At 59.3% G+C, this 15,139-nt stretch carries 15 protein-coding genes; 9 read left to right on the forward strand and 6 right to left on the reverse strand.

Annotated features, from left to right (window positions below):
- Nucleotides 1-33: 33 nt before the first annotated feature.
- Nucleotides 34-1,224 carry a hypothetical protein gene (locus ACIQUH_RS01510; protein WP_400812057.1) on the reverse strand — a complete coding sequence of 397 codons (1,191 nt, stop codon included), beginning with the start codon at nt 1,222-1,224 and terminating at the stop codon, nt 34-36.
- Between the two features lie 229 nt (nt 1,225-1,453).
- Between ACIQUH_RS01510 and parC the strand changes: the two genes are divergently transcribed.
- Entirely contained in the window at nt 1,454-3,706 is a 2,253-nt protein-coding gene (gene parC, locus ACIQUH_RS01515) for a DNA topoisomerase IV subunit A (protein ID WP_400812058.1), read from the forward strand.
- A gap of 66 nt (nt 3,707-3,772) precedes the next feature.
- On the opposite strand, the gene ACIQUH_RS01520 is transcribed toward parC, so the two are convergent.
- The 5 genes from ACIQUH_RS01520 to hemB form a co-directional block, all read right to left on the reverse strand.
- Complete coding sequence (locus ACIQUH_RS01520) at nt 3,773-4,162, reverse strand: type II toxin-antitoxin system death-on-curing family toxin (RefSeq protein ID WP_400812059.1); 390 nt, start codon at nt 4,160-4,162, stop codon at nt 3,773-3,775.
- Entirely contained in the window at nt 4,159-4,380 is a 222-nt protein-coding gene (locus ACIQUH_RS01525) for an AbrB/MazE/SpoVT family DNA-binding domain-containing protein (RefSeq protein WP_400812060.1), read from the reverse strand. The genes ACIQUH_RS01520 and ACIQUH_RS01525 overlap by 4 nt, the downstream gene beginning before the upstream one ends.
- A gap of 86 nt (nt 4,381-4,466) precedes the next feature.
- Nucleotides 4,467-5,225 (reverse strand): arginyltransferase, encoded by a 759-nt coding sequence (locus ACIQUH_RS01530; protein WP_400812062.1) that lies wholly within the window; start codon nt 5,223-5,225, stop codon nt 4,467-4,469.
- Nucleotides 5,226-5,402: 177 nt separating this feature from the next.
- Nucleotides 5,403-5,861 (reverse strand): RDD family protein, encoded by a 459-nt coding sequence (locus tag ACIQUH_RS01535; RefSeq protein ID WP_400812064.1) that lies wholly within the window; start codon nt 5,859-5,861, stop codon nt 5,403-5,405.
- Between the two features lie 97 nt (nt 5,862-5,958).
- Nucleotides 5,959-6,972: a porphobilinogen synthase gene (gene hemB / locus ACIQUH_RS01540; RefSeq protein WP_269343950.1), complete on the reverse strand. Its 1,014-nt coding sequence runs from the start codon at nt 6,970-6,972 to the stop codon at nt 5,959-5,961.
- Between the two features lie 173 nt (nt 6,973-7,145).
- Here hemB and ACIQUH_RS01545 point away from each other — a divergent pair, with 173 nt between their 5' ends.
- The 8 genes from ACIQUH_RS01545 to ACIQUH_RS01580 all read left to right on the forward strand — a co-directional run bounded on the left by ACIQUH_RS01545 (nt 7,146) and on the right by ACIQUH_RS01580 (nt 14,984).
- Complete coding sequence (locus ACIQUH_RS01545) at nt 7,146-7,583, forward strand: DUF6163 family protein (RefSeq protein WP_400812066.1); 438 nt, start codon at nt 7,146-7,148, stop codon at nt 7,581-7,583.
- A 234-nt stretch (nt 7,584-7,817) separates the two neighbouring features.
- On the forward strand, nt 7,818-8,327 hold the full coding sequence (ldtR, locus tag ACIQUH_RS01550) for a transcriptional regulator LdtR (RefSeq protein ID WP_026363448.1): 510 nt from the start codon (nt 7,818-7,820) through the stop codon (nt 8,325-8,327).
- 364 nt (nt 8,328-8,691) lie between these two features.
- On the forward strand, nt 8,692-10,023 hold the full coding sequence (locus ACIQUH_RS01555) for a murein L,D-transpeptidase (protein ID WP_400812068.1): 1,332 nt from the start codon (nt 8,692-8,694) through the stop codon (nt 10,021-10,023).
- Between the two features lie 393 nt (nt 10,024-10,416).
- Nucleotides 10,417-11,706, forward strand: coding sequence for a serine hydroxymethyltransferase (gene glyA / locus ACIQUH_RS01560; protein ID WP_400812070.1), 1,290 nt, complete (start codon nt 10,417-10,419; stop codon nt 11,704-11,706).
- 12 nt (nt 11,707-11,718) lie between these two features.
- Nucleotides 11,719-12,198: a transcriptional regulator NrdR gene (nrdR, locus tag ACIQUH_RS01565; protein WP_003502218.1), complete on the forward strand. Its 480-nt coding sequence runs from the start codon at nt 11,719-11,721 to the stop codon at nt 12,196-12,198.
- A 2-nt stretch (nt 12,199-12,200) separates the two neighbouring features.
- Complete coding sequence (ribD, locus tag ACIQUH_RS01570; RefSeq protein ID WP_400812073.1) at nt 12,201-13,445, forward strand: bifunctional diaminohydroxyphosphoribosylaminopyrimidine deaminase/5-amino-6-(5-phosphoribosylamino)uracil reductase RibD; 1,245 nt, start codon at nt 12,201-12,203, stop codon at nt 13,443-13,445.
- Nucleotides 13,445-14,056, forward strand: coding sequence for a riboflavin synthase (locus ACIQUH_RS01575; protein ID WP_400812075.1), 612 nt, complete (start codon nt 13,445-13,447; stop codon nt 14,054-14,056). The genes ribD and ACIQUH_RS01575 overlap by 1 nt, the downstream gene beginning before the upstream one ends.
- A 295-nt stretch (nt 14,057-14,351) precedes the next feature.
- The gene (locus ACIQUH_RS01580) at nt 14,352-14,984 is read left to right on the forward strand and encodes a LysE family translocator (RefSeq protein WP_400812076.1); all 633 of its coding nucleotides are present in this window, start codon (nt 14,352-14,354) and stop codon (nt 14,982-14,984) included.
- The last annotated feature ends 155 nt before the right edge of the window (nt 14,985-15,139 follow it).

Raw genomic sequence — 15,139 nt, forward strand, 5'->3', positions numbered from 1 at the left:
AGAAAAGCCCCGGAAAAACCGGGGCTTTTTTGTTTATTCGTTTGCCGTCACCGTCACGCCGAGCATTTTCGGCAGGGTGTTCGGCGCGCCCATCGCAGCGCCCATGATCATCGGGAACGGAACCGGCTTTTCCGGCTCTGCCGTGATCGAGAAGTTCTTCGGATTGTCGACATAGGCGTTGACGGCCGCAGACACCATGTTCTGCAACTCCGGAACATTGAGCGAGGCCATCATGATCGGGGCCATGCCCTTGATGGTCTGGGCAAGCTGATCGCCCGTCATGCCCTGCTGGCTTGCCGCATAGTCGATGGCGCGCTTGGTGATGCTGGCGTCCTCGAAGCTGATTTCGGCGTTGATGAAGGAAAGCTGCTGCATCAGGCCGAGCATGGCGAGGCTGGCTGCCTGATCCGCCTGTTCCTTGTTCGGGTTGGCGGCCTGCGCCTTCACCGTTTCCTGCATCGACTTGATGAAGTCGAGCGTGTAGCCCGAGAAACCGAACGACATGTTGAGACGTCCGACATCATCGAGATCGATGGCATATTCCTCGACATCGACGGTGCCGGAGGCCACTTCCCAGCTGCCGCTCATGGTCATGTCGCCGGAAAGCGCCTGCAGCTTCAGCTTTTCGACGGCGTCCTTGGTCGCGGGATCGGTGACTTCGCTGAGATCGGCCTTGAAGCCGGATGCATCGAGTTCGAAACCGATCGAGTTCTTGTCGTCGCTGACGGACATCGTCGCGCTGGTTTCCTCAAGCGAGAAAGCCTGCTTGCCGTCGATGGCAACGGAAACAGGGCCGCTATGGGCTTCGTCATAGAACATCAGCGCATCGACGGTGCCGGTGGTCGCATCGGCCGGAATGACGAGACCGGACATGTAGATGTCGCTCGCCTTGATCTCCACGTTTTCCTGCTTGTAGTCGATATTGTCGAAACGGGCGTTCTTGATCTTGTAACCGCCGTTATTTTCCTCGACGCCTTCGAGCGTCACATTGCCAACCGGGATTTTCTTGGCCGGATCTGCGACCGCGTTGAAGGTCACGCTGTTCAGGGTCACCGTCGAGCCGTTGACGGCGACGGAACCGGCGGCGATCTCGCCACCCTGTGCGGCATAGGCCGCATTGATCTTCTTCAGCACATCCCCGCCATCCAGCGCGAAAGCCGGTGCCGAAAGCGTAAGAAGCGCGGCGCTCGCGAAAAGAACCTGCCGGGTGGATTTCAGTCTCATGATGTTTCTTCCCTCAACGTACGGCTGTGCACCGTGTTCGAATTCGAATGGTGATACTTATATTCGCGATTATTCAAAGGTCTATAGGATTTAGATCGATTCCCATGACGGCGGCATTGCGGCATTTGCAACGCGGTTAACAAAAAATCGCATGAAAAGGTTGCTTTCATCCACAGCTGCACCCCCTGAATTTCTTGCCGGTTATCGGCATTTCCGCTAGTCAAGCACCATGGGAAAAGATCTTGTACCTCCGTCCGGCGGAGACGATAATATTCATCCGGTCGATTTGAAGGCGGCGCTTGAAGAGCGCTACCTCGCTTACGCCTTGTCGACGATCATGCATCGTGCGCTGCCGGATGTGCGCGACGGCCTGAAGCCGGTTCACCGCCGCATCATTCACGCCATGAGCGAAATGGGCATTCGTCCCAACTCGGCCTTCAAGAAATGCGCCCGTATCGTCGGTGACGTTATCGGTAAGTTCCACCCGCATGGCGACCAGTCGGTCTATGATGCGCTGGTGCGTCTCGCGCAGGATTTCTCGCAGCGTTACCCGATCGTCGACGGGCAGGGCAATTTCGGCAACATCGATGGTGATGGCGCCGCCGCCTATCGTTACACGGAAGCGCGCATGACCGAGGTGGCGGCACTGCTGCTCGAGGGCATCGGCGAGGATGCGGTGGATTTCCGCGCCACCTATAACGAGGAAGATGAAGAACCGGTCGTTCTGCCCGGCGCTTTCCCCAATCTGCTCGCCAACGGTGCCTCCGGCATTGCGGTGGGCATGGCGACATCGATCCCGCCGCACAATGCCCACGAACTTTGCGACGCGGCGCTCCATCTCATCAAGCACCCCGATGCGACGGTGGAAAAGCTGGTGGAGTTCATTCCCGGCCCCGACCTGCCGACCGGTGGCGTGATCGTCGAAAGCCGCGAGAATATCCTCGATGCCTATAAGACCGGCCGCGGCGGTTTCCGCGTGCGCGCCAAATGGGAAACGGAAGATCTCGGTCGCGGCGGTTACCAGATCGTCATCACCGAAATTCCGTTCCAGGTGCAGAAATCGCGCCTGATCGAAAAGATCGCCGAGCTGCTGATCGCCCGCAAGCTGCCGCTTCTCGAGGATGTCAGAGATGAATCGGCCGAAGACGTCCGCATCGTGCTGGTGCCGAAGAGCCGTACCGTCGATGCGACGCTCTTGATGGAATCGCTGTTCCGCCTGTCCGACCTCGAAAGCCGCCTGCCGCTCAACATGAACGTGCTGTCGCTTGGCAAGGTGCCGAAGGTGATGGCGCTGAACGAGGTGCTTAGCGAGTGGCTGGCACACCGCAAGGACGTGCTGGTCCGCCGTTCCCGCCATCGTCTGGCGGCCATCGACCGCAGGCTGGAGATTCTGGGCGGCCTGCTCGTCGCCTATCTCAATCTCGATGAGGTGATCCGCATCATCCGCGAAGAGGATGAGCCGAAACAGGTGATGATGGCCAAGTGGTCGCTCACCGACAATCAGGCCGAAGCGATCCTCAACATGCGGCTGCGCAATCTGCGCAAGCTCGAGGAAATCGAAATCCGTAAGGAACACGACGAACTCAGCAGCGAAAAAGCCGAGATCGAGGCGCTGCTGGCTTCCGATGAAAAGCAATGGCAGACCGTCGCCTGGGAAATCGGCGAGGTCAAAAAGAAATATGCCAAGGCAACCGAGATCGGCCGCCGCCGCACGCAGTTCGCGGATGCGCCGGACGCCGATATCGAGGCCATCCAGCAGGCGATGATCGAAAAGGAACCGGTCACCATCGTCATCTCGCAGAAGGGCTGGATCCGGGCGCTGAAGGGGCACATGTCCGATACATCGGCGCTGACCTTCAAGGAAGGCGACGGCCCGAAGCTCGCTTTCCCGGCGCAGACCACCGACAAGCTGCTGCTGCTGACGACCGGCGGCAAGGCCTATACGCTCGGCGCCGACAAGCTGCCGGGCGGTCGCGGCCATGGCGAGCCGATCCGCATCATGGTCGACATGGAAAACGATCAGGATATTCTGACCGCCTTCGTGCACGATCCATCGCGCAAGCTGCTGCTCGTCTCTACTGCCGGAAACGGTTTCATCGTACCCGAGAGCGAAATGGTCGCGAATACCCGCAAGGGCAAGCAGATCATGAATGTCTCAATGCCGGATGAGGCCAAGCTCGCCGTGCCGGTCACGGGCGACCATGTCGCCGTCGTCGGCGAAAACCGCAAGCTGCTCGCCTTCCCGCTGGCGCAGGTGCCGGAAATGTCGCGCGGCAAGGGCGTGCGCCTGCAGCGCTACAAGGATGGCGGCGTCGTCGATGTGAAATGTTTCGCGCTCGCCGAGGGCTTGTCATGGTCCGACACGGCCGGGCGTCTCTTCAACAAGGTGGGTGAAGAACTGCGCGAATGGTTGGCCGACCGCGCAACAGTGGGCCGCACTGTGCCGAAGGGATTTCCACGTAGCGGGAAATTTGGCGGGTAAAACTGTCCGACACCGACCGGGTATCGAAGAAACGCCGCGCATCGGAATGATGTGCGGCGTTTCGGTCTAGCCTAGAGGGACAACGTGGTCCTTTAGAAACAGGTATGCGCCGTCTTCTTCAATTTCGCCGGCAGCGACAGCAAGAACAAAAGTATAGAGGGTAGCCTCGTCGGTTTCGATCATATAGCCGTTTTCCATCAGGAAAACGCCGGCGGTAACAATGGCGATACGCTTGTTGCCGTCCACAAAGGCGTGATTGCGTGCCAGACCGAACAGGTAAGCCGCGGCGAGTTCACAGACGTCATCGACGCCATATCCAGCCTTATTAATAGGGCGATTGAGTGCGGATTCTAGTATCCCCTCGTCGCGAAGGCCATGGGCGCCGCCAAAACGTTCAATCTGCATTTTATGCAGTGCCTTGACCACGTCGATTTGAAGAAAAATAAATTCCGTCATTCGGCAAGTTTCTTCAATGCCACTTTGTATTTATCTATGAAGGCACGGGCATGATCGAGTTGCCTTGAGAAGGCGGCGTCGACTGCGTGCAACTCGAATCCGCCATTTTTTTCTTCCACGGCCAGTTCGTCGCCGGCCTTGAGACCCATGCGGTCCAGAATCTCTTTCGGAAGGATAATCCCTTCGGAATTGCCGATCTTGCGGATTGTGATGTTCATGACGGTAGCTCCTGTTATAACGAAGTTATAACATGGCCGAAGCTCGTACACAATGCCGCTTTCCGGGGGTCGCCGGTAAGGTGCGGTTACGTTTCTTCCGGCGTATAAACCTCCCACCCGCGCGGCGTCAGATGTTCCTGCGGATGATAGCGGGTCTTGTAGCCCATCTTTTCCGAACCATCGACCCAGTAGCCGAGATAGACATGCGGCAGGCCGAGCGCGCGGGTGCGGGTGATGTGATCGATGATCATGAAGGTGCCGAGCGAGCGCTTTTCGAGATCGGGATTGAAGAAGGAATAGACCATCGACAGCCCGTCGCTCATCACGTCGCTGAGCGCCACGGCCAGCAACTCACCGCGTTTGCTGGAATCGATGCCGGAGCCGGGTTCGCGCACGCGATATTCGATGATGCGGGTGTTTACATGGGTGTCTTCCACCATGATCGCATAATCCAGCGCCGACATGTCGGACATGCCGCCCGACTGGTGGCGGTGGTCGAGATAGCGGCGAAACAGGGCGAATTGTTCGGTGGAAGGTTCGGCAGCGTGAACCGTGGCGACGACATCCCGGTTCGCGGCAAGAACGCGCCGCATCGATTTCGTCGGCTGAAACTGTTCGGTCAGGATGCGCACGGAGACACAGGCGCGGCAGTTTTCGCAGGCCGGACGATAGGCGATGTTCTGCGAGCGCCTGAAACCGCCCTGGGTCAGAAGGTCGTTCATTTCCGAGGCGCGCGGGCCGACCAGATGGGTGAAGACCTTCCGCTCCATCTGGTTCGGCAGATAGGGGCAGGTGGCCGGCGCCGTAAGATAGAATTGAGGAGAGGGCGTCGCCTGCGTGTTCATCGAACCGTGATCGCCTCCTGCGTCTGTTATGAAAGCGCACCGCGATTTCACGGGGTTGGCGGCGGCGCTTCAAGCGACATGCATAATGTCACAGAATGGCAAAATGACGGAAAACGTCAACTGCGGGATGAGGTATTTGACGTGATGAAAGCCACGTTTCCGTGGCTTTCATCGATATCAGCGCGTTCTGACGATAACGGTGCCGAGCAGGAAGTCGTGAACGAGGCGCGAGCGCTCCGTAAACAGGCCTGCAAGCAGGATCAGCGGCGTCAAAACCGAGTTGATGACCCAGAAAAGCACGATGTGAACGGTCGACAGCAGGAAATCGATTCGCCGCCCGTCCATACGCGCCATGGCTATTCCCATCGCCCGCATGCCGGGGGTCGCCTGCGAGGGGCCGCCGAGTGTCATGCCGAAATAAAGCACGGCAACGATGACGAACAGCGCCGGGTAGAGGAAGAAGCCAAGGCCGAGGGTAATCACGCCGAGGAAGAAGACGATCACAGCCGCCGGAATGCACAGCAGGAGAACGATCGCATAATCAATCAGGAATGCGAAGATCCGCCGGCTCAGGACGCCGCTATAGGCGCGCCAGTCATCCGGTGCGGCATAAGTGGGGTTCTGTTCGAGGCTCATCGGTCGTTTTCTCCTGAGAGGGTATGACAGCGCGGCATGAGTGCCGTGTCAGCAGACAATATGGGAAGAAAACGACCGAATACAATAAGTGCGGGCCTCAGCCCTTAGCGAGTTTGCGTGCGGCCTCGATGGCGAAATAGGTCAGGATGCCATCGCAGCCTGCACGCTTGAAACAGAGAAGCGTTTCCATCATCACCCGCTCGCCGTCGATCCAGCCGTTCATGGCCGCTGCCTTGATCTGGGTATATTCGCCGGACACCTGATAGGCGAAGGTCGGCAGGCCGAAATTCTCCTTCAGCCGCCAGCAGATGTCGAGATAGGGCAGGCCGGGCTTGACCATCAGCATATCGGCACCTTCCTCCACGTCGAGCGCTGCGTCGCGGATTGCCTCCATGCCGTTGGCAGGGCTGATGTAATAGCTGTTCTTGTCGCCCTTCAGCAGACCGGCCGTGGAGATGGCCTCGCGATAGGGACCGTAATAGCCGGAAGAAAATTTCGTCGCATAGGACATGATGCCGACATTCTGGTGCCCGGCGGCGTCAAGACCGCGACGGATGGCGCCGATGCGGCCATCCATCATCTCCGACGGGGAAATAATGTCCGATCCGGCCTCGGCCTGCAGGATCGCCGCCTTGACGACCTGTTCCACGGTCTCGTCATTGACGATCTCGTCGCCGCGCAGAATACCGTCATGCCCGTGGCTGGTGAAGGGATCGAGCGCGACATCGGTGATCATGCCGATATTGGGAACGGCTTTTTTGACGGCAATGGTCGCCTGATTGATGAGATTGTTGGCCTCAAGCGCGTTCGAACCGGTCTCGTCGCGCAGCTCCATCTCGATATTCGGAAAGGTCGCGATTGCCGGAATGCCGAGATCGGCGGCTTCCTTCGCCGCTTCCACCAGCCGGTCGACGCTCATGCGGTTGACGCCGGGCATGGCGGGAATGGGCTCGACAATATTGCTGCCGGGCACGATGAAGACCGGCCAGATGAGATCGTCGACAGTCAGGCGATTTTCCTGCACCAGACGGCGCGTCCAATCCGCCTTGCGATTGCGCCGCATGCGGCGATGACCGGTGATCTCGTCGACCAGATGCGTTTTGTCCTGCATGTAAGAATGTCCCTCGATCAAATTTGGAAAGCTGCATAGCATGAAGCTTGGCCCATGCGAATGCGACAATCTTCCCTATCGGCGTCCTGCAATGACGATGATGTTTTGACAAGGCAGGCGGCGGGATTCAATATGGACTGGTCGCCCGCCCACCGAGACCGTATCTTCCGGCCATGGAACCTGATTCTCAACCTTTGCCGAAACGTCCGCTTACGGAAATCCTCTTTCTGGTCTTCATGAGGCTGGTCGCGGTTTCCTGTTTCTGGTTCGGCCTGCAATATTGGGCAATGCTGACGGGCTATTCGCTTGGAGGCCATGGACGCTTCGATATGCTGAACCTGCCATGGCGCGTGGCGGGCACCGCGCTGGCGGTTATCTTCCCGGTCGCGGCTCTCGGTCTCTGGCTTGGCGCCTCCTGGGGCGCCGTCATGTGGGTCATGGGCGCGGGCGCGCAGATCGCCATGTACAAGGTGTGGCCGCATATCTTCGGCGCCAACACGCTGGTCCCCGTCATGCACGGCCTTGTGGCAACCATTTATATACTATTCCTGGTCGCTTTCTGGCTGGATCACCGCCAGAATGAAGAACGCGCAAGAATTGATTTACCATAAGAATAAAGCAATTCGGCCTGATTTGCGGCCATATTTCACGGCTAAGCTATTGATTTGTATTGGGTGACCTTGAGCCGTTCCCGCTTCGCCACAAGTTGGGCCCTCCAGGGAAAATGCAGGTAACCATTTGTTAATCGTAGCTTTTAAGTAGAATTTTATGCGCATTGATTAGGTTCTCACTCAAGGCGGGAGACAAACAAACACACCGCCAAACAAAACAGTGAGGCAGTCATGATCAATAGCAAAGTTAAGCCGCAGGCCGTTGTTGCCGATGCACATGAAGATACCATCCGCTCGCTCTACATGGAGTCGCTGCATCTGGTGGAACGTCTCCACCGCCGCCTCCTCGATGTCATCAAGGATGAGTTCGACCGTCAGGGTCGCGATGACGTCAACGCCGTTCAGGCCCTGCTGCTGTTCAACATCGGCAATTCCGAACTGACGGCCGGCGAGCTTCGTTCGCGTGGTTATTACCTCGGCTCGAACGTCTCCTACAACGTCAAGAAGCTGGTCGACCTCGGTCTCATCAACCACCAGCGCTCGCGTGTCGACCGCCGCTCGGTCCGCATCAGCCTGACGGAAAAGGGCCAGGAAATCGCCGAAACGGTTGCCCGCCTTTATGAACGCCACGTCGGTTCGATCGAAAAGGTCGGCGGCATCGGCACCGGCGAGTTCTCCGAAATGAACAAGCTGCTGCAGCGCCTGGATCGCTTCTGGAACGACTCGATCGCTTACCGCCTGTAATACCGCGACGGTTTCACTGTTTAAGCCGGGGGCATCCTTTGCTCCCGGCTTGCGGATTCCGCGCCGCACGTTTTGCCTGTCAAGCCCGTCCCTTCGTCAAGCCTTCGCCCTGTTTCTCAGGCGAACAAAGCTTCGTGAGGTGAGGGCCGTGACACGAATCGGCCATATTGATATGGGACCGGCAAAGATGAAGGAGCCGGCTGTTTCTCCTGCTGTCGCGGCAAGTCCCGACTGTTCTGCCAGACAAGTGCGCCCAACCGATGGGTGTTGAGTATGACCAGCCGGCAGACACGTTGTACGTGTTTGTTAATCATATTGATTTAGGCATTATTGAGAATGCCGAAGAGAGTGGCTGGTAGGTAGAATGACAAAGAAATCCGTTTCCGATTCCGTATCGCGCCGCGCGCTTCTGCGTTCGGCCGTTTCCGTTGGTGCAGCAGCACTTGCCGCGCCGGCCTTTGCGCAGGATGCGTTCAACGATCTCATGGGCTCTTCGCGCCGCGGCAACTGGGATGACCAGTTCGACGCCAATACGTCGCGTTCGGCCGTGGGCGTCGTTTCCAACAATCCGGTTCTCGGACGCGAAGCCCCTGTCTACATGCAGCAGGCGATCATGCAATATCAGCAGATCGTTCAGAATGGCGGCTGGCCGGAAGTGCCCACTTCCCAGCAGCGTCTGCAGATCGGCGTCTCCGATCCCTCCGTACAGGCGCTGCGTCAGCGACTGATGGTATCGGGCGACCTGCCGCGCGAAGCCGGCATTTCCAGCGCCTTCGATTCTTACGTCGATGGCGCGCTGAAGCGTTTCCAGGCCCGCCACGGCCTTCCGGCTGACGGCGTCAGCGGCGAATACACCACGAAGGCGCTCAATGTTTCCGCGCAGATCCGTCTGGCGCAGCTGCAGACCAACCTCGTGCGCATCCAGTCCATGTCCGGCGATCTCGGCCAGCGTCACCTGATGGTGAATATCCCGGCCGCCGCCATCGAAGCCGTTGAAAACGAACGCGTCGTGCTGCGCAACACCGCCGTCGTCGGCCGCGCCAGCCGCCCGACCCATGTGATCAATTCCAAGATTTACGAGGTCATCCTCAATCCTTACTGGACCGCGCCGCGCTCGATCGTCGAAAAGGACATCGTGCCGCTGATGCAGAAGGATCCGACCTATCTGGAGCGGAACAACATCCGCCTCATCGACGGCAAGGGACAGGAAGTCTCGCCGACCGCGGTCGACTGGTTCGCCCCGAAGGCCCCGAACCTGATGTTCCGTCAGGACCCCGGCAAGATCAACGCCATGTCGTCGACGAAGATCAACTTCCACAATCCGAACAACGAATATATGCACGACACGCCGCAGCAGGGCCTGTTCAACAAGCTGATGCGTTTCGAATCCTCCGGTTGCGTGCGCGTGCAGAACGTGCGCGACCTGACCAGCTGGCTGCTGCGCGACACGCCCGGCTGGTCGCGTCAGGAAATGGAACGCGTCATCGCCACCCGGGTTAACACGCCGATCAAGCTGGCGCAGGAAGTGCCTGTCTATTTCGTCTACATCACCGCATGGTCGGCGAAGGACGGCGTGGTGCAGTTCCGCGACGATATCTACGGCAAGGACGGCAATGCCGAGCTGGCGCTCAACACCACGTCAGGCATGGAGCAGCCGGCCGGTGCGGTGGACGACGATCTGCTGCCGCGCAACTGATAGGGCTTAGCCGTCAGTTTTTCACCCCGGCTGGATGCCAGCGCTCCATCGGGTGCGGCGTGGTCCTCATACGCCGTCACCCCGGACTTGATCCGGGGTCCAGTGCGATCAAGTCCTTGATCGCGAAAAACTCCCTTCACGGCGCAGACGCGCCGTGGCTGGATGCCGGATCTAGTCCGGCATGACGGGAGAAAAGGTCGTAGCCTTTACTCGTAATTCTGGTCTTTCCCGACGGACGCGGCTTTTTTCTCGTCTCACCGCTGCTTTCAAAAAAACATCTGTCGTTTTTTGTCGTAACGTCGCAGTTTGACGGGCAAATCTCGCTGCCCGTATTGCTCTTGTCGGGGCAGGGCGCTAAGACGCCATCGCATTACTGTTTCAGGAGCCTTCACCATGTCGAACACAGATGCTTTCTTCTCCCGTCCGCTTGCCGAAGTCGATCCGGATATTTTCGGCGCGATCGAGAAGGAACTGGGTCGCCAGCGCCACGAGATCGAACTGATCGCCTCGGAAAACATCGTTTCCCGCGCCGTGCTCGAAGCGCAGGGTTCGATCATGACCAACAAATATGCGGAAGGTTATCCGGGCAAGCGCTATTACGGCGGCTGCCAGTTCGTCGACATCGCTGAAGAACTCGCCATTGAGCGCGCCAAGAAGCTGTTCGGCGTCAACTTCGCCAACGTCCAGCCGAACTCCGGTTCGCAGATGAACCAGGCCGTGTTCCTCGCGCTGCTGCAGCCGGGCGATACCTTCATGGGTCTCGACCTCAACTCGGGCGGTCACCTGACGCATGGTTCGCCGGTCAACATGTCCGGCAAGTGGTTCAACGTCGTTTCCTACGGCGTGCGCGAAGGCGACAACCTTCTCGACATGGACGAAGTGGAGCGCAAGGCCAAGGAACACAAGCCGAAGCTCATTCTCGCCGGCGGTACCGCCTATTCGCGCGTCTGGGACTGGAAGCGTTTCCGCGAGATCGCCGATGAAGTCGGCGCTTACCTGATGGTCGATATGGCCCACATCGCCGGTCTCGTCGCCGGTGACCAGCATCCGTCGCCGTTCCCGCATTGCCATGTTGCCACAACCACGACGCACAAGTCGCTGCGCGGTCCGCGTGGCGGCATGATCCTCACCAATGACGAGGATCTGGCCAAGAAGTTCAATTCGGCCGTATTCCCCGGCCTGCAGGGCGGCCCGCTGATGCATGTCATCGCCGCCAAGGCCGTTGCCTTCGGTGAAGCGCTGCAGCCGGAATTCAAGGACTATGCCGCACAGGTCGTCAAGAACGCCAAGGCACTGGCCGAAACGCTGATCGAAGGCGGTCTCGATGTCGTCTCCGGCGGCACCGACAACCACCTGATGCTGGTCGACCTTCGCAAGAAGAACGCCACCGGCAAGCGTGCGGAAGCAGCGCTGGGCCGCGCCTACATCACCTGCAACAAGAACGGCATTCCTTTCGACCCGGAAAAGCCCTTCGTCACCTCTGGCGTCCGTCTCGGCACGCCGGCCGGCACGACGCGTGGTTTCAAGGAAGCGGAATTCCGCGAAATCGGCAAGCTGATCGTCGAGGTTCTCGACGGCCTGAAGGTTGCCAATTCGGATGAAGGCAATGCCGCCGTCGAGGCTGCGGTGCGTGAAAAGGTCGTCGGCCTGACCGACCGTTTCCCGATGTATCCGTACATGTAAGGACAAGAGACGATGCGCTGCCCATTCTGCGGTTCCGAAGACACACAGGTCAAGGACTCGCGTCCGGCGGAGGACAACACCTCCATCCGTCGGCGGCGCATCTGCCCGGATTGCGGTGGCCGCTTCACGACCTATGAGCGCGTGCAATTGCGCGAGCTGATGGTCATCAAGAAAAGCGGCCGCAAGCTGCCTTTCGACCGGGAAAAGCTGGTGCGATCCTTCGAGATCGCGCTGCGCAAGCGCCCGGTCGATCGCGACCGGATTGAGCGGGCCGTGTCCGGCATCGCCCGTCGTCTCGAAAGTTCCGGCGAGACGGAAATCCCCTCGGAAGAAATCGGCCTGCAGGTTCTGGAAGCGCTGAAGAGCCTCGATGACGTGGCCTTCGTGCGTTATGCCTCGGTTTATCGCGATTTCAGCCATGCCGAGGATTTCGAAAACGTGATTGCCGAAATCAACGCCAAGATCGCCCGTGATACGGACGGTGGAGCATAGATGTGACCAGCCGTGCCGATGACGAAAGATTCATGGCGCGGGCCATCGAGGTTTCGCTTCGCCACCAGGGCCAGACGCTGACCAATCCTTCCGTCGGCTGCGTTCTCGTCAAGGACGGGCAAATTATTGCCGAAGCGGTAACCGCCATTGGCGGCCGGCCGCATGCCGAACGCCAGGCGCTGGAAATCGCCGGCGAGGCGGCGCGTGGTGCTACCGCTTATGTGACACTTGAACCCTGTTCCCACTGGGGCAAGACCCCGCCCTGCGCCAATGCGCTGGTGGAATATGGTGTTGCCCGTGTCGTGGTGGCGGTGGACGATCCGGATGAGCGCGTTTCTGGCCGCGGTTATACGATTTTACGCGATGCAGGCATCGTCGTGGAAACCGGTCTGCTGCGTGCCGAGGGTAAGCGGGCGCTTGCCGGATACCTCACACGACAGATGAAAAAACGTCCGCATGTGATTCTGAAGCTTGCGATTTCCGCCGATGGGATGATCGGCAGGAAAGGCGAGGGGCAGGTGGCGATCACCGGTCCCGAGGCCCGCCATGCCGTGCACGAACTGCGGGCGCGTTGTGATTGCATTCTCGTTGGTATCCGGACGGCGATTGCGGATGATCCGGAACTGACGGTGCGCCTCGCCGGTTTGGAGGAGCGCTCGCCGGTGCGCATCGTGCTGGATCGGCAGTTTGAGTTGCCGTTGACGTCTAAGCTGGTGCGAAGTGCGCGTGAAGTTCCGGTGGTGGTTGCCGCTTTACCCCCCTCTGCCCTGCCGGGCATCTCCCCCTCAAGGGGGGAGATCGATGGAGCGTCGGTCCTTCCGGCATCGACCGTCAGAGAGGGTGAACCGGGGTCGCTATTTGAACGAGGGGATAGCCCCTTGCCGATCTCCCCCCTTGAGGGGGAGATGCCCGGCAGGGCAGAGGGGGGTAACCCCGACCACCGCCGCCAACGCCTGACCGACGCCGGCGTCGAAATCCTCGAAGCCCCATCGCTCGAAAACCTCCTTCAGATCCTCGCCGAAAGCGGCATGTCGGAACTTCTGGTCGAAGGTGGCGCCTTTGCCGCAAAATCATTCCTTGAAGCCGGTCTGGTGGACCGTATCATGCTGTTCGAAAGCCCTGTCGTGATCGGTGAAGGCGGCATTGAAACGCCGCTTCGCCGTGCCGATATCACGGGCGATTATGCTCTGGTCAGCGAGATAGCCTATGGGCCGGATCGCTGCTTCGATTATGAAAGGCCGATTTGATGTTTACCGGAATTGTCACCGATGTCGGAACCGTGTCCGAGCTGGAAGCGCTGCCGGAGGGTGTCCGCCTGCGCGTGGCGACCAATTACGATCCGAAGACCATCGATATGGGCGCGTCGATCTCCCATGGCGGCGTGTGCCTGACGGTGACGAAGCTGCCCGATGATGGCAGCAATGAACGCTGGTACGAGGTCGAGGCATGGGAGGAGGCGCTGCGCCTGACAACGATCACAGGCTGGCAGAAGGGCACGCATGTCAATCTGGAGCGGGCGCTCAAGATCGGCGACGAACTCGGCGGCCACATCGTCTCCGGCCATGTCGATGGCAGGGCGGAAATCCTGTCGGTCGAGCCGGAAGGTGAGGCGGTGCGCATTCGCCTGCGCGCGCCGGAGCATCTGGCGAAATTCGTTGCTCCCAAGGGCTCCGTGGCGCTCGATGGCACCTCGCTCACCGTCAACGTCGTCGAGGGTACTGATTTCGACGTGCTGCTGATCCGTCACACGCTTGCCGTCACCACCTGGGGTGAACGCCAGCCGGGTGATTTCGTCAATTTCGAGGTCGATACGATGGCCCGTTATGCCGCAAGGCTTGCGGAGTTTCCGTCTGCGTAAGCTGAGGAGGCTCGGCGCTTTATTGTGTTCGCGGACTCTTCCTTCTCCCGTCATTCCGGCCTTGAGCCGGAATCCAGCCAGCCCAAGTCCTTGGGCTGAAAGGACTCTTCTCGCCGCGCAGACGCGCGTCGGCTGGATGCCGGATCAAGTCCGGCATGACGGAGGAGGAGCAGCGAGTTTGATCCTATTCGGTGTCGGTCGCCGCCACACTTCCGGTCGAACGTGGAAGGTTATACAGATATCGCTCGGTCGCCTGAAATCGACTGCTGGCCAAACGGGGTAGGGGAAATACATCATGCCGTCTTTTGAACTGCTGACAGCCTTTTTCATCACCACCGCTTTGTTTGCCTATATTCCCGGCCCGGCCATGCTTTATGCGGCGGCGCAAACCATGGCGCGTGGCCGGTTTGCCGGATTGATGGCGGTGCTCGGCATCCATGTCGGCTGCTATTTCCACATTTTTGCGGCTGCTACCGGTCTCTCGGTGCTGTTTCAGGCGGTGCCGTGGCTTTACCTTGTGGTGAAGCTGTGTGGCGCGCTTTATCTCATCTGGCTCGGTTTCTCGATGCTGCGCAGCAAGCTGGAAGGCGAGGCGGTCAATCTGACCATCGAGCCGAAATCGGCCCGCCGCGCCTTCATCGACAGCATCATCGTCGATGTGCTCAATCCGAAAACCGCGCTGTTCTTTCTGGCCTTCCTGCCGCAATTCGTCGATCCGGCGGCCGCCTTTCCCGTCTGGCTGCAGTTCCTGATCCTCGGCGTCGCCGTCAATTTCATTTTCTCCTCCGCCGATCTCGTCGGCGTGCTTCTGGCGGGCGCCATGGTCGGGCGTCTGAAACGATCCAGCGCCGTGCAGGCTCTGGCCCGGCGTGCCGCCGGAACGGTGCTGATGGGGCTTGGCGTGCATCTGGCGTTCCAGAAAAGCTGATTTTTCAGTCTTGCCGCACAGATATTAAGCCTTGCAGCGGCCCGTGCAAACGGGTCATGCTGCGCGGGCAATGCATGAAAATACTTGCCAAAAACGGCCAGCCGTGGTTTGACCGCCGCAAATGCCGGTATGATCCGGCGTAAAGCTTTTCGGGA

The organism is Agrobacterium sp. NPDC090283 (assembly GCF_044769685.1).
Taxonomy (GTDB): Bacteria; Pseudomonadota; Alphaproteobacteria; order Rhizobiales; family Rhizobiaceae; genus Agrobacterium.

Excerpts from the sequence above, each read along its gene's own strand:
- ACIQUH_RS01510 (WP_400812057.1), bottom strand. The coding sequence starts at position 1,224 with ATGAGACTGAAATCCACCCGGCAGGTTCTTTTCGCGAGCGCCGCGCTT.
- parC (WP_400812058.1), top strand. The coding sequence starts at position 1,454 with ATGGGAAAAGATCTTGTACCTCCGTCCGGCGGAGACGATAATATTCAT.
- ACIQUH_RS01520 (WP_400812059.1), bottom strand. The coding sequence starts at position 4,162 with ATGACGGAATTTATTTTTCTTCAAATCGACGTGGTCAAGGCACTGCAT.
- ACIQUH_RS01525 (WP_400812060.1), bottom strand. The coding sequence starts at position 4,380 with ATGAACATCACAATCCGCAAGATCGGCAATTCCGAAGGGATTATCCTT.
- ACIQUH_RS01530 (WP_400812062.1), bottom strand. The coding sequence starts at position 5,225 with ATGAACACGCAGGCGACGCCCTCTCCTCAATTCTATCTTACGGCGCCG.
- ACIQUH_RS01535 (WP_400812064.1), bottom strand. The coding sequence starts at position 5,861 with ATGAGCCTCGAACAGAACCCCACTTATGCCGCACCGGATGACTGGCGC.
- hemB (WP_269343950.1), bottom strand. The coding sequence starts at position 6,972 with ATGCAGGACAAAACGCATCTGGTCGACGAGATCACCGGTCATCGCCGC.
- ACIQUH_RS01545 (WP_400812066.1), top strand. The coding sequence starts at position 7,146 with ATGGAACCTGATTCTCAACCTTTGCCGAAACGTCCGCTTACGGAAATC.
- ACIQUH_RS01555 (WP_400812068.1), top strand. The coding sequence starts at position 8,692 with ATGACAAAGAAATCCGTTTCCGATTCCGTATCGCGCCGCGCGCTTCTG.
- glyA (WP_400812070.1), top strand. The coding sequence starts at position 10,417 with ATGTCGAACACAGATGCTTTCTTCTCCCGTCCGCTTGCCGAAGTCGAT.
- nrdR (WP_003502218.1), top strand. The coding sequence starts at position 11,719 with ATGCGCTGCCCATTCTGCGGTTCCGAAGACACACAGGTCAAGGACTCG.
- ACIQUH_RS01575 (WP_400812075.1), top strand. The coding sequence starts at position 13,445 with ATGTTTACCGGAATTGTCACCGATGTCGGAACCGTGTCCGAGCTGGAA.
- ACIQUH_RS01580 (WP_400812076.1), top strand. The coding sequence starts at position 14,352 with ATGCCGTCTTTTGAACTGCTGACAGCCTTTTTCATCACCACCGCTTTG.